At 62.7% G+C, this 17,997-nt stretch carries 17 protein-coding genes and 1 tRNA gene; 6 read left to right on the forward strand and 12 right to left on the reverse strand.

All coding sequences use genetic code 11. From position 1 onward, the window contains the following. Window position 1: 1 nt before the first annotated feature. The 10 genes from QT382_RS07895 to QT382_RS07940 form a co-directional block, all read right to left on the reverse strand. Window positions 2-1,756: a hypothetical protein gene (locus QT382_RS07895; RefSeq protein WP_289253485.1), complete on the reverse strand. Its 1,755-nt coding sequence runs from the start codon at window positions 1,754-1,756 to the stop codon at window positions 2-4. A 101-nt stretch (window positions 1,757-1,857) separates the two neighbouring features. Then, entirely contained in the window at window positions 1,858-3,192 is a 1,335-nt protein-coding gene (locus QT382_RS07900) for a tyrosine-type recombinase/integrase (RefSeq protein WP_289253486.1), read from the reverse strand. Window positions 3,193-3,410: 218 nt separating this feature from the next. Next, entirely contained in the window at window positions 3,411-3,713 is a 303-nt protein-coding gene (locus tag QT382_RS07905) for a hypothetical protein (protein WP_289253487.1), read from the reverse strand. A gap of 46 nt (window positions 3,714-3,759) precedes the next feature. Continuing rightward, the gene (gene dnaB, locus QT382_RS07910) at window positions 3,760-5,190 is read right to left on the reverse strand and encodes a replicative DNA helicase (RefSeq protein WP_289253488.1); all 1,431 of its coding nucleotides are present in this window, start codon (window positions 5,188-5,190) and stop codon (window positions 3,760-3,762) included. Between the two features lie 134 nt (window positions 5,191-5,324). Then, entirely contained in the window at window positions 5,325-5,777 is a 453-nt protein-coding gene (gene rplI, locus QT382_RS07915) for a 50S ribosomal protein L9 (RefSeq protein ID WP_289253489.1), read from the reverse strand. Window positions 5,778-5,790: 13 nt separating this feature from the next. After that, complete coding sequence (gene rpsR, locus QT382_RS07920) at window positions 5,791-6,081, reverse strand: 30S ribosomal protein S18 (protein ID WP_289253490.1); 291 nt, start codon at window positions 6,079-6,081, stop codon at window positions 5,791-5,793. Between the two features lie 49 nt (window positions 6,082-6,130). Further along, window positions 6,131-6,415, reverse strand: coding sequence for a primosomal replication protein N (gene priB, locus QT382_RS07925; RefSeq protein WP_289253491.1), 285 nt, complete (start codon window positions 6,413-6,415; stop codon window positions 6,131-6,133). A gap of 45 nt (window positions 6,416-6,460) precedes the next feature. After that, window positions 6,461-6,817 (reverse strand): 30S ribosomal protein S6, encoded by a 357-nt coding sequence (gene rpsF, locus QT382_RS07930; RefSeq protein ID WP_289253492.1) that lies wholly within the window; start codon window positions 6,815-6,817, stop codon window positions 6,461-6,463. A 136-nt stretch (window positions 6,818-6,953) separates the two neighbouring features. Next, window positions 6,954-7,028 (reverse strand) — tRNA-Arg (locus tag QT382_RS07935). A 35-nt stretch (window positions 7,029-7,063) separates the two neighbouring features. Beyond that, a complete protein-coding gene (locus QT382_RS07940; RefSeq protein WP_289253493.1) occupies window positions 7,064-8,689 on the reverse strand; it encodes an ABC transporter permease in 1,626 nt (541 codons plus the stop codon). A gap of 122 nt (window positions 8,690-8,811) precedes the next feature. Here QT382_RS07940 and QT382_RS07945 point away from each other — a divergent pair, with 122 nt between their 5' ends. From QT382_RS07945 to QT382_RS07970, 6 genes are all read left to right on the forward strand, one after another. Beyond that, the gene (locus QT382_RS07945; RefSeq protein WP_289253494.1) at window positions 8,812-9,912 is read left to right on the forward strand and encodes an ABC transporter ATP-binding protein; all 1,101 of its coding nucleotides are present in this window, start codon (window positions 8,812-8,814) and stop codon (window positions 9,910-9,912) included. A gap of 244 nt (window positions 9,913-10,156) precedes the next feature. Next, the gene (locus QT382_RS07950; protein ID WP_289253495.1) at window positions 10,157-11,590 is read left to right on the forward strand and encodes a S41 family peptidase; all 1,434 of its coding nucleotides are present in this window, start codon (window positions 10,157-10,159) and stop codon (window positions 11,588-11,590) included. 67 nt (window positions 11,591-11,657) lie between these two features. Then, on the forward strand, window positions 11,658-12,404 hold the full coding sequence (locus tag QT382_RS07955) for a HesA/MoeB/ThiF family protein (RefSeq protein WP_289253496.1): 747 nt from the start codon (window positions 11,658-11,660) through the stop codon (window positions 12,402-12,404). A 111-nt stretch (window positions 12,405-12,515) separates the two neighbouring features. Further along, the gene (locus QT382_RS07960; RefSeq protein WP_289253497.1) at window positions 12,516-13,400 is read left to right on the forward strand and encodes an LOG family protein; all 885 of its coding nucleotides are present in this window, start codon (window positions 12,516-12,518) and stop codon (window positions 13,398-13,400) included. Window positions 13,401-13,413: 13 nt separating this feature from the next. Then, entirely contained in the window at window positions 13,414-14,334 is a 921-nt protein-coding gene (gene rocF, locus QT382_RS07965; RefSeq protein WP_289253498.1) for an arginase, read from the forward strand. 113 nt (window positions 14,335-14,447) lie between these two features. Continuing rightward, complete coding sequence (locus QT382_RS07970; RefSeq protein WP_289253499.1) at window positions 14,448-15,557, forward strand: EAL domain-containing protein; 1,110 nt, start codon at window positions 14,448-14,450, stop codon at window positions 15,555-15,557. Between the two features lie 10 nt (window positions 15,558-15,567). Here QT382_RS07970 and QT382_RS07975 read toward each other — a convergent pair whose 3' ends face one another. Both QT382_RS07975 and QT382_RS07980 read right to left on the reverse strand, forming a co-directional pair. Next, on the reverse strand, window positions 15,568-16,398 hold the full coding sequence (locus tag QT382_RS07975) for a DUF429 domain-containing protein (protein ID WP_289253500.1): 831 nt from the start codon (window positions 16,396-16,398) through the stop codon (window positions 15,568-15,570). A 33-nt stretch (window positions 16,399-16,431) separates the two neighbouring features. Next, window positions 16,432-17,988, reverse strand: coding sequence for a methyl-accepting chemotaxis protein (locus QT382_RS07980; RefSeq protein WP_289253501.1), 1,557 nt, complete (start codon window positions 17,986-17,988; stop codon window positions 16,432-16,434). Between the last annotated feature and the right edge of the window lie 9 nt (window positions 17,989-17,997).

A 17,997-nucleotide genomic window follows, 5' to 3' on the forward strand; every position in this document is an offset into this window, starting at 1 on the left:
TTCACTCCAGCACTCCAATAGGCGGAAGATGCATCTTCTCGGCCTCAATCCAAATATCATCACCATATAAGAGAAGCCATTTATTTACCACGGCCTCGACATGGACATAAACCCCGTGCCAACGCTCAATTGACAAATACATCTTCGCCTTCCGCAACTCGTCGCGAAGCTGAAGCATCCTTGCTAGGGAATAAGGTGAACGCAGATTTGGTGACCCATGAGGGCATCCTGGGCAGCGACCAAACGCCGCACATAGTTCGTCCTTACGCTGGCCTGGAATTGGAGAGTCCATTGGGTCAACACAAGTGCATCCAGGAGTCGCCGACCCTCGGTCCTCGTCCTTCGGCGCACGCCTATGAGTGGACTTTCCACCAGTGCGCACCTCGCGAACCCTCCCGCTCTGCAGTAGCCCAATCGTGTACTGCCCACGCACCTTCATGAGGTCGCTCTGATAGTGGAGGCGTGCAACCGCCTCTGACTTTCCGCCCTTCAGCGCAAGCATCTCTCGAATATCGTCGTCGGAGATTTGCCAGCCAAAGTCGATAGAAGTTTGGCGTAGCTCCGAAACTGTGAACAGAGGTAATCCATTGCGCAACGAGAATTCTTTCAGGTGGTGACTCCACGTCGAGTCAGAGGAATTTCCAACGTCCTCCGCCGTATTAAACGGTCGAATTTCTCCATCTTTAGTCGGAAAAATGAACAGATGGTCCTTGAACGGCCCCGCTTGCTTTCTAATCTTTGACGTCCATGCGGACATCAGTTCAACAATTGAACTGGGCGACGCCGGGTCCGTGGCGTCAATGGCGAAGCTCCTGCTATATGGCCCAGCGCGATTTTTGTCAAAACGAAGTGCCATCCTCGCGGTCTTGAGCAAGTCAAAATTTTCAATGTTCTTGATTTTGAGCGCCCTCAATGGCTCAGTGTTTGCGTGCGCATATATGTAGAGCAACAGCAATGGCGGAATCAATGATTCCGCCGTAGGCTGGAAGTACAACGAAACAGTGCGCCATCCTCCGTGCTTTCTGGTAATTGCATCGGACAGGGTTCTGTCGAATTCCCGGACCTCAGTAAAGAGCGGCAAACCACTCTTTCCAAACTTCAGATGTAAGGCCCAAATTACGGCCCCCAAAGTCGACCACTTCTTGCTCCCTTTTGCTCCGTCCAGAGGAAGCATTGCGGCTCCAGACAAGAGTTCGTCCGCATATGCACGCTTGCGGCTGACTTCAATGAATTCAGACCTGGCCGCGATTAGCACCTTCAAAAGGAAGGATAGCCCAAGCGCTTGCGTCGTTTTTGTAGCCTTTTCTGCACCAGAGTATGCATTGGGGAATGAATCAAAATCAGGCAACGTGCTCTTTTGCACTGCGCCGTTTGAAATAGCTGCAAACAAGCTAGGGACGATGTGATAGTACTTTCTAGCTGTATTCGGGTGATATGGCGAATCTCCCACATTTGGGGCGGTATCGAGCCAATATCGAAATTGCGCACCCAAATCAACCGGCCACTTGTCAAAGGGAAGCTTTTCCAGTCCCTTTGTCACCGCGAATTTGATAATCCCACCAGCCAGCTTTGTATAGACCGCACCGAACGCACGTTTGGAGTGACATGAGTTGCACAAGCTGACGAATCCATCCGAGAGTGCATCCTTGGCAACAAATCCGTTCACAAGGCTCTCAAAATTTCCGAACGCCTTAAGAAAGTATTCTTTTAAATGTTGCTTTCCGCGAAACGCACGAAAGCGGGCGTCCAAAATCACGTTTGCACGAGGGCTAGCAATTTGCTTTCGCTCAACGTCCGTCAGTTGCGCGTAGCGCGACGCCTTCGGATTCCGAGAAGCCCGGCCGGACCTGTCTCCAGTCAATGAATTCGAGCCTCCGCGCTGCCAACCCTTGCCATTGCATTCAGGCTCGAGACGAACTTGTCGCTTACGTAAGATTCAAACGTCCTGCAACACTGCAGATACGTCTTGATGGTTGTCAGTACATCTTCATGACCAAGCTGGTCGGCAATCCCCTTCCATGGCTCTTCGATTCCAGCGCTACGCATCGCGTAATATGCCCAAACTGCAAATGTGTGCCGAAGGTCGTGAAAGCTAAATCGGGCCATTTCTGTAATTTCCACGCGGCAGTTCGTCCAATCACCATTTGTTGGATGGGTTTTTCGAACAGTGATAACCAATCCGGCGTCCATACAAGCTTTGGTGAATCTCCTTTGGATGTTTCTCCGACTAACTGGCCTACCCGCGCTAGTTGCCCCACTCTGGTTAACGAGTAGGTATCCATGTTCGAACTGCCCGTTCATCACCGATTCCCGTTCCTTTTGCACGTACGCAAGAATCTTCGATACCAGTACTCCATGAAAATGCAGAAGCTTTGTTCTACCGCCCTTTCGCTTCACATGCATTGGGTACATTTCCAGAGGATGAATCGTCGTGCCAATGAATTTCTGAAACTGTGCCACCTTGAGACCCACCACCTCGAATAGTCGCAAACCGGACTGATGCGATATATATGTCGCCAAGCGAAATACAGATGTTTCGGTACGCTTATCGCAATCGAACACTTCAGAATCCGTACCGAGTCGCGCATACAGGGAATCCATTTCCGCCCGTTGCAAAACCCTCGGAATGCGGACATTTTCAGCCGCATCACCTCTCACCTCCACCGGTTTGCTTTCACGCCTCCGCTTCTGATTCTCCGAATACACCTTTTCAATAACCCTGGGCAGGAAAAGACTCCCTGGGGATAGCACTTCCATCTCTAGGGAAAGATTTCGTGAGGCCCATTTGTACAACCCCAAAATTGGCACCAACCTACGAGTGACAGTTCCCTCACGGTATGGTTCCCTTCTTACAGGAGAAACATTACCTTCCATAATCCCCACGTAGTCGTCTAGATTCTCCCAAGTCGCAGCCAACCAATCGAGATTAACTTCCCGACAAAATCGCACGTAGTCGAGGATGTCATCACAATATGAACCAACCGTATTAACAACATACCTTCCACCCTTCGACAAATAGCAATCAGCCAGAAACAACAGCGCCGGCTGAAATACCTTTCCGGACAACCTATCGTAAATAATTGGAAAGTCTTCAGGAATGAATCCATAAGTTGTTTTTGTCGCCTTTCCCTTAATCCATTCCGGAAATTCGACAGACCCTTGCTCAAGCTCACTAATTTTCGTGTCACTCATCTTGCGAACTTTTATACATCTCAACATGTGATGGATGCAACAGCGCGAACAACCTATGCTTCCTTTTAGGTCTGCATCAGTATTTGTTTGATTACAGGCTGTAAAAAAAAAGAGACCGCGTGGGTCTCTTTTAGTACAGCTCGGCGCATGCCAGTTCTAGGTCTTGTGGTTGCAGGAGCCAGTGGCACCATTAGCTCCGTCGAATGCAGATATCTCCGTCACATAACGTGTTCGCAGCCCCGGTAGGGGTTGATGGACAGGTCGAAGTCGATGTCCGGCGACTGGTTGCTGGACAGGATGGACTTGACCCGCTCCTCGATGATCTGGGTAGCCGGTGGCAGATGCTCCTGCGCCGCTTCCTGGTCCAGCGAGCCCCAGCCGTCGTCGAACTGCTCGCGCTCGTCTTTGCTGAAGCGGTGCGCGATTTCCCAGCCGCTGCCGCGGCCTTTGACGGACTCGGGCTTCAGGTAGATGGGCTGGGCCTGCCCGCGGCGCTTGTTGGTACTGGGATCGAACGGCATGCTGTATTTTTATACAGTATGCCGCCGTTTTTCCAGTGCCGATCCCTCAGTATTCGTCGCCGCCGCTGGCGTAGCCCGGTGCCAGGTTCTCGAACTTGGTGTGCATGCGCTGGAAGCCCAGCTTCACCGTGCCGACCGGACCATTACGCTGCTTGGCAATGATGATTTCAGCAATGCCGGGTTCCTTGGTCGGGTTCGGACCGTCGGGCTTGTTGTAGTACTCGTCCCGGTAGATGAACATGATGATGTCGGCATCCTGCTCGATGGCACCCGATTCGCGCAGGTCGGACATCATGGGCCGCTTGTCGGGCCGCTGCTCCACCGAGCGGTTCAGCTGCGACAGCGCGATCACCGGGCATTTCAGCTCCTTGGCCAGTGCCTTGAGGCCCCGCGAGATCTCGCCCAGCACGGTGGCGCGGTTCTCTTCGCTGCCGGTGCCATTGCCGCTCATCAGCTGCAGGTAGTCGATCACGATCAGGCCCAGCTGGCCGCAGATGCGGGCCTGGCGGCGCGCACGGGCTCGCACTTCGCTGGGCGAAAGGCCCGGGCTTTCGTCGATGAAGATGCTGGACTTGCCGAGCTTGTCCACCGCTTCCGACAAGCGCCCCCATTCGTCGTCGGCCAGGCGGCCGGTGCGCAGATGGCTCTGGTCGATGCGGCCGATGGAGCCGACCATACGCAAGGCCAGCTGGGCGGCGCCCATTTCCATCGAGTAGATGACGACCGGCAGGCCCTCGTTGATCGCCACGTTCTCGGCGATGTTGACCGCGAAGGCAGTCTTGCCCATCGACGGACGGGCGGCCAGCACGATCAGGTCGCCCGGTTGCAGGCCGGCGGTCTGGCGGTCCAGGTCGTAGAAGCCGGTGCGCACGCCGGTCACATCTTCGGCGCCGTTCTCGGCCAGCTCGTTGACCCGGTCGATCAGCTGCACAACCAACTGGTCCATGCTCTGGAAACCCTGGCGGCTGCGCGAGCCTTCTTCGCCAATGCGGAAGATCTTGCCCTCGGCCTCGTCCAGGATCTGGGTGACGGCCCGGCCCTGCGGGTTGAGCGCCGCGGTGGCGATTTCGTCGCTGGTCGAGACCAGCTTGCGCAAGATGGCGCGCTCGCGAACGATCTCCGCATAGCGGCGCAGATTGGCAGCGCTGGGCACGCTCTGGGCGAGTGCATTCAGGTAAGGCAGGCCACCGCATTCCTCGGCCTTGGCCAGCGAGGTCAGCTCCTCGAACACGGTCACCACGTCGGCAGGCTTGCCCGCGTTGATCAGCTTGCCTATGGCCGTGTAGATCTGCTTGTGCTCGTAGCGGTAGAAGTCGGTGTCGGTCAGCAAGTCGCCGGCACGGTCCCAGGCGCTGTTGTCTATCAGCAGGCCGCCCAGCACGCTCTGCTCGGCCTCGACCGAATGCGGCGGCACCCTCAGGCGCGACACCTCGTCATCATTCGAGCCGGAGGACGACGGAGAGAAGATCGCAGACATTTGTGGACAACTCTGTGCAAAGGCTGTGGGGGTCCGGTGGAAACCGCGCCGCCCTGAAAGGCAAAAAGCCGACGACCTCGCGGCCATCGGCTTTCATCGATGTTGCAGCCCCTGAGGGCTGCTGGCATCGGTATTTACTCGGCTTCGGCGACGACCTGGACCGAGACTTCCACCACCACGTCGGTGTGCGGAGCGACCTGGACCGGGAACTCGCCCACGGCCTTCAGCGGGCCATTCGGCATGCGAACCTGAGCCTTGGCGATGGCGAAGCCCAGCTTGCCCAGCGCTTCGGCGATGTCGGCATTGGTGACCGAGCCGAACAGACGGCCGTCCACGCCAGCCTTCTGGCTGATGCGCACGGTCTTGCCGGTCAGGCTTTCGCCCAGGGCTTGAGCAGCGGCCAGCTTTTCGGCGGCGGCCTTTTCAAGTTCGGCGCGCTTGTCTTCGAATTCCTTGATCGCGGCATCGGTAGCACGGCGGGCGCGCTTGGTCGGGATCAGGAAGTTGCGAGCGTAGCCGTCCTTGACCTTGACGACGTCACCCAGGTTGCCCAGGTTGGCAACCTTGTCGAGCAGGATGATTTGCATGTTGTGTGGCTCCTCAGACCTTGTGCTGGTCGCTGTACGGCAGCAGAGCCAGGAAGCGGGCGCGCTTGATGCACACCGTCAGCTGGCGCTGGAAGAAGGCGCGCGTGCCGGTCAGGCGAGCGGGCGTGATCTTGCCGTTTTCAGCGATGAAGTCGCGCAGGGTGTCGACGTCCTTGTAGTCGATCTGCTCGACACCGGCGACGGTGAAGCGGCAGAAACGCTTGCGACGGAACAGCAGCGACTGTTGGTTGCGCTTGGGCTTCTTGTCCTTGGAGAAGCGACCTTTACCACGTGCGGGAGGCATAGTGATGTCCTTTGAATTCAATCCGGTTTCAAAACGACGGGCGGGCTGATCAGGTGTCCAGTTCAGTCACGTGGAAGATGGTTCCACGTCCTGTGCGCCTGGCGGTGAGGAATCCCTTGAACAGGGCGCTTCCACCAACGCCGAGCGCCTGGATGCTCCGGCAGATCTCTCCTATGGCCACCGCTTGCATCTCCATCGAGACCTTGCGGGGCCTGCCTGCTTCAATCACCTGGGATTCATGCTTGAGCGTGAGATCCAGGGCGGTCAAGCCGGCCGGTGTGTATCTGACGAGGCCCAACTCCTGCAGTTGCGCTTGCAGAACCAGCTGGTTCATTGCGGCGCGAAGGCGGGGAGATGGTCCAGTGCCGACCCAATCAGCTTAGGCTTCTTGCGGGGCCTTGCGGGCCTCTTCGCGCTCAACGGCCTTCATCATCACCGACGGCGTGGTCTCGGCCTTGTCCTTGGCCACGGTCAGGTGACGCAGCACGGCGTCGTTGAAACGGAAGCCCGTCTCGAGCTCAGCCAGGACTTCCTTGCTGCACTCGATGTTCAGGCACAGGTAATGGGCCTTGGCAAGCTTCTGGATCAGGTAAGCCAGTTGACGGCGACCCCAGTCCTCGACGCGATGCACGGCACCACCGCCAGCGGTGATCAGGCCCTTGTAGCGTTCCAGCATGGCCGGAACCTGTTCGCTTTGATCCGGATGGATCAGCAGAACGATCTCGTAGTGACGCATAAACACTCCTTGTGGATTCCAGACTCTGGATTGAGCCCGTGGAAGCCGCCCCACAGCGTCAAAGTCGTGGGTACGGCAAGGGAAGCCCGCGAGTATACCCTGAGTTCTCGAGCAGGCGAAACGACCGGGGCGGTCGTGGTCCCTCCGACAGGAATCGAACCTGTATTTGCCGCTTAGGAGGCGGCCGTTCTATCCATTGAACTACGGAGAGAGGGCGCCGGATTGTAGGGGCTGGACGCGGCGCCTTCAGCGACGCATCGCCCGCGACAACATGAGCACCGGCACCAGGCCGACCACGACCATGGCCACCGAGGGCAGCGCCGCTTCGCCCAGCCTCTCGTCTCGCGCCAACTGGTAGGCGACAACGGCCAGCGTGTCGCTATTGAACGGCCGGAGCACCAGCGTCGCCGGCAGCTCCTTCATCACGTCGACGAAGACCAGCAGAGCCGCCGCAAGCGTTGAACGAGCCAGTAAAGGCGCATGCAGTTCCAGGAACAAACGCAGCCGCGACGCGCCCAGCATGCGGGCGGTCTCGTCGACATGCGGCGTGATGCGCGCGTAGCCCGCCTCGACGGACTGCAGCGCCACCCCCGAAAAGCGGACCAGGTAGGCGTACATCAGTCCGGCGATGCTGCCGGTCATGACCGCCGGCAGACTCAGCTGCGGCCAACGTGTCTGCAGCCAGCCCAGCGGCAGCAGGATGCCGACCGCTATCACGGCGCCGGGCACGGCGTAGCCCAGGCCGACGATGCGGATCACCAGCGCCAGCACCGGTTGGCGGCGGCCGGCGCCCTGCTGCTGCCGCGCCGCATTAGCCAGCACCAAGGCCAAGGCAACGGTCAGCGCCGCGGCCAAGCCTGCCAGCTTCAAACTGGTCAGGCTCCATTCAATGAAGCGTTCCAACGGCAGCCCCAGCTCGGCATGCAGAGCCTCCTCCCGCAGCAGCCCCAGCAATACCAGGACCGGCACGACGAAGCCGAGCAGCACCGGCACAGTGCACAGCAGAAAGGCGCCGACCGCAGCCAAGCCGCGGAGCGGGAGTCGGCGCGCCTCGCTGGCATGCATAGCACCGCTGCGGCTGCTGGAGAAACGCAGCCGAGCCTGGGCTCGGCGCTCCAGCCAGAGCAGCACCAGCACGACGACCAGCAGCACCGAAGCCAGCTGGGCAGCGGCCAATTGGTCGTTCATTACCAGCCAGGCCTTGTAGACACCGGTGGTCAACGTGGTCAAGCCGAAATAGGAGCCAACGCCATAATCGGCCAGCGTCTCCATCAGCGCCAGTGCAACGCCAGCCGCCAAGGCCGGGCGCGCCAGCGGCAACGCTACCTCACGCACGCGGCGCCAGGTCCCAGCGCCCAGCGAACGGGCCGCTTCCATCAAGGCCACGCCGCGCTCGGTCAGCGCCGTGCGCGTCAGCAGGTAGACGTAAGGGTAAAGGCAGAGTACGAACAGGACGACCGCACCCGGCAAGCTGCGGACGTCGGGCCACAGTGCGCCCTGCAAGCCGAAAGCCTTGCGCAAGGCCGATTGCACCGGCCCGCTGTACTGCAGCAGATCGGTATAGGCATAGGCCGCCACATAGGCAGGCATGGCCATGGGCAGCAACAAAGCCCATTCGAAGAACCTGCGCAGAGGGAACTCGAACAGCGCCACCGCCGCGGCCGTCGCCCCGCCCAGCAACGCAACGCCGACGGCCACGCTGAGCGACAGCAAAAGTGAGCTGCGGGCATAGTCTGGCAGCACGGTGCCCAGCTGGTGCTGAAGCACGGCTATCGCACTGGCGTCCCAGGCCAGCCAGGCACCCAGCACGCCCAGCACCGGGACTGCCAGCAGCAGGCACAAGAGCGACAACAGAAAGGGGGGACGTGGCATCGACTACGAACAGGACGCGGGGAACATGGCATCGCGGACGGCCGACCTCCGCCCCTGGGGCCGAGCCGACATTTCCAAATGCGAACGAATCGCATTCTAGAGGCCGGCGATAATCGCTCCCCATGTTCCTTGCACTCGACCAGGTCAGCCTGCGCTATCCGGGCGCCCCCTCGAACCGCCATGCCGTAGACGGCGTCAGCCTGGCGTTGGCACGGGGCCAGATCGGCGTGCTGATCGGCCCCTCAGGCTGTGGCAAGACCTCGCTGCTGCGGGCCATCGCCGGCCTGGAGAAGCTGCACGAGGGCCGCATCAGCATCGATGGCGAGACCCTGGCCGACGCCGACGGTGGCCTGCATCAAGCGCCCGAGAAGCGGCGCGTCGGCATGGTCTTCCAGGACTATGCACTGTTCCCGCATCTGAACGTGGCCGACAACATCGGTTTCGGCCTGCGCCACTTGCCGCGCGCCGAGGCCAAGCAGCGAACGGCCCAAGTCCTCGACCTGGTCGGCCTGGGGCATGCCGCGAAGCGGGCCCCGCACCAGCTGTCCGGCGGCCAGCAGCAGCGGGTGGCCCTGGCTCGCGCACTGGCGCCCTCGCCTCGCCTGCTGCTGCTCGACGAGCCTTTCTCCAGCCTGGACGTGGACCTGCGTGAGAAGCTTTCACAGGAGCTGCGCGCCATCCTGCACCAGAGCGGCACGACCGCCCTCTTCGTCACCCATGACCAGGCCGAGGCCTTCGCCGTGGGCGACGTGGTCGGCGTGATGCACCAGGGTCGCCTGGAGCAATGGGACGAGGCCTACACGGTCTACCACCGACCGACCACCCGCTTCGTCGCCGACTTCATCGGCCATGGCGTATTCACGCCGGCGCGCATCGTCCAGGGTAGCGACGGCCCGCGTGTGCAGACAGCGCTGGGCGAACTCGGCGAGCTGGTCGATGCCGGCGAATGCCCCTTGCCCTGTGCCTATCCGCAGGGCGAATGCGAGCTGCTGCTGCGCGCCGACGACATCGTCCATGACGACGATGCGCCGGTAAAGGCGCGCATAGAACGCAAGGTCTTCCGCGGCGCCGAGTTCCTCTACACCTTGCGCCTCGCGAGCGGCGAACAGGTGCTGGCCCATGTGCCTTCGCACCACGACCACCAGATCGGCGAGTGGATCGGCATTCGCGCCAATGTCGATCACGTGGTCACCTTCCCTCGCCTGGCCAGCGCGGCCGACTGAGGCCGCACACAGGTCGCTGACCGGCAGCCCGGCCTCAATACCAGGGAACAGGTAGAGCCAAAAGTCACTTGCGCCCCGCTTGCCTTGGGTGTCTGCTTTGTCACTGGAATGCCCGAAATGAGGGGTTGTCCGGGCGTTTAGCAGCTCTGGGGAAAAGGCCCAGAGCCTATACTCGGGACAAGCCCGGCGGTCGCCCGCCAGGCCGCATCAATACTGGATTTCTTCGATAGGAAACACTCGCATCATGGGTGCCAAACTGAAAGTCGCAGGCTGGGTGGCGCTGGGCGCCGTGGCCGGGGCGCTGACCACGATGCAGCTGCAGGCCAACGCACGCAGCGGCTCCGGCCTGTCGCCACTGCCGCTGGAAGAGCTGCAGCAGCTGGCCGCCGTGTTCGGCATGGTCAAGTCCGACTACGTGGAGCCAGTGGACGAGAAGAAGCTGATCAACGATGCCATCTCCGGCATGGTCTCGGGCCTCGATCCGCATTCGCAGTTCTTCGACAAGAAGAACTTCAAGGAATTCCGTGAAGGCACGACCGGCAAGTTCGTCGGTGTGGGCATCGAGATCGGCATGGAAGACGGTCTGGTCAAGATCGTTTCGCCCATCGAAGGCTCGCCGGCCTTCCGCGCCGGCCTCAAGAGCGGCGACCTGATCAGCAAGATCGACGACTCACCGGTCAAGGGCATGACGCTCGATCAGGCCATGAAGCGCATGCGTGGCGACCCGGCCACCAAGGTGGTGTTGACCATCTTCCGCAAGAGCGAGAGCCGCAGCTTCCCGGTCAACATCATCCGTGAGGAGATCCGCGTCCAGAGCGTGCGTGCCAAGGTGGTCGAACCCGGCTACGCCTGGTTGCGCGTGAGCCAGTTCCAGGACCGGACGGTCGATGACTTCGTTCGCAAGCTGGAAGAGATCTACAAGGACGAGCCACAGCTGAAGGGCCTGGTTCTGGACCTGCGCAATGACCCGGGCGGCCTGCTTGAGGGCGCAGTGGCCCTGTCTGCAGCCTTCCTGCCCAAGGATGTTGACGTGGTTTCGACCAATGGCCAGTTGGCGGAGTCCAAGGCCACTTTCCGGGCCAGCCCCGAGTACTACGTGCGCCGCGGCAACAACGACCCGCTGCGCAAGCTGCCGGCTGCGCTGAAGAACGTGCCCCTGGTGGTGCTGGTGAACGAAGGCTCGGCCTCGGCCAGCGAAATCGTGGCCGGCGCCCTGCAGGACCACAAGCGCGCCATCATCATGGGCGCCCAGACCTTCGGCAAAGGTTCGGTCCAGACCGTGCGCCAGCTCAGCCCCGAAACCGCGCTCAAGATCACCACGGCTCGCTACTACACGCCCAACGGCCGCTCCATCCAGGCCAAGGGCATCGTGCCTGACGTGATGCTGGACGAGACCGCCGAGGGCAATGTGTTCGCCGCGCTGCGCATGCGCGAAGCCGATCTCGAGAAGCACCTGGCCAACGGCCCCGAGGCCAAGGACGAGGCCCGTGAGAAGGCCCGCGAGGAAGCCCGCGCCAAGCTCGAAGCCGCCCGCAAGGCCGACGAGTTCAAGCCCCTGCCCGAGTTCGGCAGCACCGAGGACTTCCCGCTGCTGCAGGCGCTGAACCGGCTCAAGGGCCAGCCGGTGCTGGTCTCCAAGACCGCCACCGAACGCAAGGCCGAGCTCAAGACCGAGTGAGTGCTTCGGTTCGCCGATGAACACAGCCCGCCTCGGCGGGCTGTTTTGCTTTTATGCTGACCGTCCCATGAACGACGAACAGCTGCTGCGCTACTCGCGCCATATCCTGCTGGATGAAATCGGCATCGAAGGCCAGCAAGGCCTGCTCGATGCCCGCGCCCTGGTCATAGGCGCCGGCGGCCTCGGATCGCCGGTGGCGCTCTACCTTGGCACGGCCGGTGTCGGGCACATCACGCTCGTCGATCACGACACGGTGGACCTGACCAACCTGCAGCGCCAGATCGCCCATCGGCAAGACCGCATCGGCCAGCCCAAGGTTGAATCCGCCGCGCAGAGTCTCCGCGACATCAATCCGGGCATCGTCGTCCAGACCCTGGCCCAGCGCGCTGATGCCGCGCTGCTGGACCAGCTCGTCGCTCAGGCCTCGCTGGTGTTCGACTGCAGCGACAACTTCGCCACCCGCCATGCGGTCAATCAGGCCTGCGTGAAGCACCGCAAGCCGCTGGTCGCGGCGGCGGCCACCGGCTTCGACGGCCAGATCAGCGTCTACGACAGCCGGCAGGCCGACTGCCCCTGCTACGCCTGCCTGTTTCCACCCGACAGCCGCTTTGAAGAGCAGCGCTGCGCCACCATGGGCGTGTTCGCGCCGCTGGTCGGCATCATCGGCAGCCTGCAGGCGGCCGAGGGACTGAAGTTGTTGGCGGGGCTTGAGACCGGGCTGCGCGGCCGGCTGCTGATGCTGGACGCACGGACTATGGAATGGAACGAGATCCGGGTCCGGCGCGATCCGGCATGCCCTGTTTGCGCCGCATGATTGCGGGCGCCGGGGCAGAAATACGAAAGAATATCCAGCCGGCACTGTCATAAGCTGCCGCCCGGCGCCCTGACGCCCCAGACGGCCCGCCTTTGTTGAGCGGGAAACACCATGAAGAAGCGCAACCCGCTCACCGCCCGCAACTTCCCCAGCGCCAAGGAAGAGGCCAAGAAGCCAGCCGCGCCGCCACCCTTCGATGGCGACATCAGTGCCTATCGCCTGGCCTTCGTCGACGACGACTTCCTGCTGCGTGAGGAGCTTCGGCCGGTCCGCATGCAACTCGAGTTGCTCAAGCCCGAACTGATCCAGCAGGAACAACAGATCAAGTCCACCCTGGTCATCTTCGGCAGCGCCCGCATCCTGCCGCGGGACACGGCCGAGGCCGCCGTCGCGGCCGCCGAGGCCGGCGGCGACACGGCCGCCCAGTCGCGCGCCCGCACCCAGCTGGCCATGAGCCGCTACTACGAGGAAGCACGCCGCTTTGCCGACATCGTGACGCGCGCCACCAAGGACAAGCCCCATCCGATCTATGTGGTCACCGGCGGAGGCCCCGGCATCATGGAAGCGGGCAACCGAGGTGCCTTCGAGGCCGGCGGCCGCAGCATCGGCCTCAACATCGTGCTGCCGCATGAGCAGGCGCCCAACCCCTACATCACGCCGGAGCTGTGCTTCCGCTTCCATTACTTCGCGCTGCGCAAGATGCATTTCTTGATGCGTTCGGTGGCGCTGGTGGCCTTCCCCGGCGGCTACGGCACGATGGACGAGCTGTTCGAGGCCCTGACCCTGATCCAGACCGGCAAGTGCCGGCGCCGCCCGGTGCTGATGTTCGGCCGCGAGTTCTGGACCCGGCTGATCAATTTCGAAGTGCTGGTCGAGACCGGCATGATCAGTCCCGGCGACGAACAGCTGTTTCACTTCGTCGAGACCGCCGAGGAAGCCTGGGCCCTGCTTGAAAACGAATACGACCTGAGCGGCGACAACGCCGACGCCCATTGAAGGAAGCAAGCGAATGACCACCCTCCGAAACGTGTCCCTGATTGGCGCACCCACCGACATCGGCGCCGGCGCGCGCGGCGCCAGCATGGGCCCCGAGGCGCTGCGGGTGGCCGGCATTGGCCCGACCCTGCAGGACCATGGCGTGGACGTGGTCGACCGCGGCAACCTGACCGGCCCCTACAACCCCTGGCTGCCGCCGGTGGACGGCTACCGGCACCTGCCCGAGGTGACCGCCTGGAACAAGGCGGTGCACGAGGCCGTCTATGCCGAGTTGCAGTTGGGCCGCATGCCCATCCTGCTGGGCGGCGATCACTGCCTGGGGCTGGGTTCGATCAGCGCCGTAGCCCGCCACTGCCGCGAGGCCGGCAAGAAGCTGCGCGTGCTGTGGCTGGATGCCCATGCCGACTTCAACACCAGCCAGCTGACGCCCAGCGGCAATATCCACGGCATGCCGGTGGCCTGCCTGTGCGGTTTCGGCCCGCAGGAGCTGATCGAGATTGGCGGCAAGGTGCCGGCCATCAGCCCCAAATGGGTGCGCCAGATCGGCATTCGAAGCGTCGATGCCGGCGAGAAGCGCTTCGTCCACGAGCAGGAGCTCGAGGTATTCGACATGCGCTACATCGACGAGATGGGCATGCGCCACACCATGGAGCTGGCCCTGGCCACGCTGGACGCCAACACCCACCTGCACGTCAGCTTCGACGTGGACTTCCTGGACCCCGACATCGCCCCCGGCGTCGGCACCACGGTTCCCGGCGGCCCGACCTACCGCGAAGCCCAGCTGTGCATGGAGATGATTGCCGACACCGGCCGCATGGGCTCGCTGGACGTGATGGAGCTCAATCCGGCCCTGGACGTACGCAACAAGACCGCCGAGCTGGCGGTGGACCTGATCGAATCCCTCTTCGGCAAGTCCACCCTGATGAGAAAGTAAGCTTGCGCTGCCTGCGGCAGACGGCAAGAGCACCCTGATGCGCAAGTAAACCCCGGTAGCGGCAGGCGCGCCCGATCAGGTACATTGGTCTGCGACTTCGCACCTGGGTTCACATGCACAAGCAATGGTTCTTTGAGGCCATCACTGCCGATGGTTCCCGGCTCACCTACGTGGTGAGCGTGCTGCCGTTTCGCATCGGGCGTGAATCGGACAACGACCTGGTGGTCAATTCCACCAGCCTGAGCCGCCGCCACGCCGAGATCGACGTCGATGTCTCCGGCAAGCTGCGCCTGACCGACCTGGACAGCACCAATGGCAGCTTCGTCAACCGCGAGCGCATCAACGGCTCACGGCTGCTGAACGAGAACGACATCGTCCACTTCGGCAACGCCGAGTTCCGGCTCAAATCCATCGTGCTGAGCAGCGCCGCGGCGGCGCTGGCGGCGGACGACGATGGGCGTACCGTGGTGGTGCAGCCTGGTGCGACGCTGAGTGAACACTTCTCGCCCAAGGAAGTGCCCTTCCGGGCGCTGCTGCAGGGCCAGGGCATGTCGGGCGCCGCCCAGCCCATCGTCCATGCCAATGGCAGCGGGCTGTTCGCCTACGAGTTGCTGGGTCGCAGCCAGCATCCCGATCTGCCGGCCTCGCCCATGCACTTGTTCAGCCTGGCGGCCCAGTTGAACCTGGAGGCCGAGCTCAGCGCGGCCTTCCGCGTGCACGGCATCCGTCAGCTGGCGCCCAAGCTCGGTGAGGTCGCGCTGTTCGTCAACACCCATCCCAACGAGACCTTCGAGTCCGGCTTCCGCGCCAGCATCGAAGAGACGCTGAAGCAATGGCCCGGCCTGCAGCTCGTGGTCGAGATCCACGAAACCGCGGTGATGGAGACCGATCGCATGCGCGAGCTGGGCGCCTGGCTCAAGGGCATTGGCGCCCGTTTCGCCTATGACGACTTCGGCGCTGGCCAGGCCCGGCTGAACGAGATCGGTGAAGTGCCGGCCGACTTCGTCAAGTTCGACATGGCCTTGATTCGGGGCATCCACAAGGCCAGCGACCGCAAGCTGCGCGTGGTGCGCGACCTGGTCAAGCTGGTCGTCGATCTGGGCTCGGTCACGCTGGCCGAAGGCGTCGAGGAAGAGGCCGAGGCGCAAGTCTGCCGCGAGCTGGGCTTCCAGCTGATCCAGGGCTACCTGACCGGCCGACCCCAGCCCTTCGACCAGGTCTAGGCCGTCACCGTCACGCGCTGGTGATCCAGCCCTCCAAGGGATCGAGGTTCTCGGGCAGGCCCAAGCGCGGCTGCGTCGAAGCCCAGGCTGCCTGCATCAGGCACAGCACCGCATCCAGCTTGTCGCCCGAGCCATCAGCCACCAGATCGTCCCGCTGGGCATGGCTGAGCTTGAGCCTCAGGCCCAGCCGGCTGCGGCCTTGTTCGAGCGCCTCGACCAGGTCCTTGCGGGCGATCAGGCGTTCCGGCGTCTGCTTGGCCTTGGTGTCGCTCTTGTAGCTGCGCCGGCCGAGGAACTCGCGGGCCAGCAGGCCGGGATAGCCCTCCAGCGCACGCCGCCTGGCATCGCCCTGCTCGTGCAGACCGGGCAGGCAGACGCCTGCCTCCAGCAGCAGCGGCACGCCCGCGTGCAGCATGTAGGCCACTGGCGGGTTGACCCATTTCATGCTGGGCGAGGAACCGGCCGGCCCGTCACAGACCCGGTGCGCGAACTTGGAGCCCACCGGCCGCACCGCGCAGAATGCGGCAAAACGATCGCGGATCTCGGCCCGGCTCAGGCCGGCATACAGGCGCATCAGCGGCAGCCAGTCGGTGGGCCAGTCCAGGGCCTCGACCAGTTCGCGCGGCAGGCCGAAAGGCAGATCGAACACGCCCAGCCATTCACGCGGCTCGGCCAGCCAGGCGACGAAGGCTTCCAGGGTTTCGAAGGGCTGCAGCGACTGCAGCCGCAGGACGGCACCCTGGCGCTCGCCCAGGGCCAGCCAGATCGGCTTGCGCTGGCTGGGGCTGCTGGAAAAGTCGACGCCCAGCAAAGTGCCGGGCGTCTGAAGGGATGAGGACATGCCGGCACTGTAGCCGGCTGCCGCCACCGGCGATCAGGCCAGCTTGAACACCGAAACCGAGCGCGCCAGGTCCTCGGCCTGCTGCTGCAGGCTTTGAGCCGCGGCGGCGGATTCTTCGACCAGGGCGGCGTTCTGCTGCGTCATCTGGTCCAGATTGGCAATCGCCTGGCCGATCTGGTTGATGCCTGAGCTCTGCTCGGCCGTGGCATTGCTGATCTCGGCCACGATGCCCCCTACGCGCTCGATCGAGGCGACGATCTCCTGCATGGTCTGGCCGGCCCGCTCCACCAGGGCGGCGCCGCTCTCGACGTTCTCTGAGCTGGCCATGATCAGGGCCTTGATCTCCTTGGCCGCCTCGGCGCTGCGCTGGGCCAGTGTGCGGACCTCGCCAGCCACCACGGCAAAGCCGCGGCCTTGCTCGCCGGCCCGGGCCGCTTCCACCGCTGCGTTCAGCGCCAGGATATTGGTCTGGAAGGCAATGCCGTCGATCACCGAGATGATGTCGCTGATCTTGTTGCTGCTGGCGCTGATGCGGCCCATGGTGCCTACCACCTCGCCCACCACCTGGCCGCCGCGGTGCGCCACCTGGGCAGCCTCCTTGGCCAGCTGGTTGGCCTGGCGGGCGGAATCGGCGTTGTGGGTCACGCTGGCCGTCAGCTGCTCCATGGCCGAGGCGGTTTCCTCCAGGTTGGAGGCGGCCTGCTCGGTACGGTGGCTGAGGTCGTTGCTGCCCACCGCCACCTCGCGAGAGGCCGTGCTGATCTGGTCCGTGGCCTCGCGCACCCCGCTGACCACACCCTTGAGTGAATCCTGCATCGCACGCACCCCGCGCATCATCGCGGCCGTCTCGTCGGCCCCCTGCGCATGCACGTCGCCGCTCAGGTCGTGCTGGGCGATGCGCTCGGCATTGCCCACGGCCTCGCTGAGCGGTTCAAGGATGGAGCGGATATTGAAGAAGGTGTAGGTGCCGACGCAGAGCACGCCGGCCGCGATCACCAACATCAGCGAACGGCGTACCGACTTTTCGTGCTCGCCCAGCTTGGCGGTCTCTTCCTCGCCATGCTTGTCGATCAGCTCGGTCATGTCCCCCAGCTGCTTCTCCATCTCGCGGATCGAGCCCTTGAGCGGCTCCAGCGCCTTGTTGGCTGCCATGGTGTCGGCGAACTCGCCCTTTTCCACCCGGTCGATGATGCCGATGAAGCCGCTGCGATAGCTCTCCAGCTGCTGCAGAGCCTTGGGCGGCATGTCCTTGATGGCCGGTGCCACATCGAGCTTGGCAATGCGCTCCAGACCGGCCTTGGTCTTCGAATGGGCCTCGCCCCATTCCTTGCGGTACTTGGTCACCGCCTTGGCATCGTGGGCGTTGATCAGCAGGTCCTTCTCGTAGCGCCGCAGGTTGCCGGCCTCGGCCCGCACGCCCGCCATCTCGGTCAACGACTGCACGTCGTTGTTGTTGTAGTGGGTGAATTTCTCGCGGGCCTCGCTGAGGCTGTAGAGGCCCTGGCCGCCGATCAGCACCATGGTGAGGATTGCCAGCGCCGCAAGCGCGAACAGGCGGGTTCGGATCGTGTAGTTGCGCAGTGAAAGCATGGCATGCAT

The sequence above is a fragment of the Pelomonas sp. SE-A7 genome, from assembly GCF_030345705.1.
Lineage (GTDB): Bacteria > Pseudomonadota > Gammaproteobacteria > Burkholderiales > Burkholderiaceae_C > JAUASW01.

What these genes read in the sequence shown, in the direction of transcription:
- QT382_RS07975 (WP_289253500.1), bottom strand. Translation starts at nt 16,398, where the DNA reads ATGTCCTCATCCCTTCAGACGCCCGGCACTTTGCTGGGCGTCGACTTT.
- QT382_RS07955 (WP_289253496.1), top strand. Translation starts at nt 11,658, where the DNA reads ATGAACGACGAACAGCTGCTGCGCTACTCGCGCCATATCCTGCTGGAT.
- rpsR (WP_289253490.1), bottom strand. Translation starts at nt 6,081, where the DNA reads ATGCCTCCCGCACGTGGTAAAGGTCGCTTCTCCAAGGACAAGAAGCCC.
- QT382_RS07900 (WP_289253486.1), bottom strand. Translation starts at nt 3,192, where the DNA reads ATGAGTGACACGAAAATTAGTGAGCTTGAGCAAGGGTCTGTCGAATTT.
- QT382_RS07940 (WP_289253493.1), bottom strand. Translation starts at nt 8,689, where the DNA reads ATGCCACGTCCCCCCTTTCTGTTGTCGCTCTTGTGCCTGCTGCTGGCA.
- rocF (WP_289253498.1), top strand. Translation starts at nt 13,414, where the DNA reads ATGACCACCCTCCGAAACGTGTCCCTGATTGGCGCACCCACCGACATC.
- QT382_RS07905 (WP_289253487.1), bottom strand. Translation starts at nt 3,713, where the DNA reads ATGCCGTTCGATCCCAGTACCAACAAGCGCCGCGGGCAGGCCCAGCCC.
- rpsF (WP_289253492.1), bottom strand. Translation starts at nt 6,817, where the DNA reads ATGCGTCACTACGAGATCGTTCTGCTGATCCATCCGGATCAAAGCGAA.
- QT382_RS07980 (WP_289253501.1), bottom strand. Translation starts at nt 17,988, where the DNA reads ATGCTTTCACTGCGCAACTACACGATCCGAACCCGCCTGTTCGCGCTT.
- priB (WP_289253491.1), bottom strand. Translation starts at nt 6,415, where the DNA reads ATGAACCAGCTGGTTCTGCAAGCGCAACTGCAGGAGTTGGGCCTCGTC.
- dnaB (WP_289253488.1), bottom strand. Translation starts at nt 5,190, where the DNA reads ATGTCTGCGATCTTCTCTCCGTCGTCCTCCGGCTCGAATGATGACGAG.
- QT382_RS07970 (WP_289253499.1), top strand. Translation starts at nt 14,448, where the DNA reads ATGCACAAGCAATGGTTCTTTGAGGCCATCACTGCCGATGGTTCCCGG.
- QT382_RS07950 (WP_289253495.1), top strand. Translation starts at nt 10,157, where the DNA reads ATGGGTGCCAAACTGAAAGTCGCAGGCTGGGTGGCGCTGGGCGCCGTG.
- QT382_RS07945 (WP_289253494.1), top strand. Translation starts at nt 8,812, where the DNA reads ATGTTCCTTGCACTCGACCAGGTCAGCCTGCGCTATCCGGGCGCCCCC.
- QT382_RS07960 (WP_289253497.1), top strand. Translation starts at nt 12,516, where the DNA reads ATGAAGAAGCGCAACCCGCTCACCGCCCGCAACTTCCCCAGCGCCAAG.
- rplI (WP_289253489.1), bottom strand. Translation starts at nt 5,777, where the DNA reads ATGCAAATCATCCTGCTCGACAAGGTTGCCAACCTGGGCAACCTGGGT.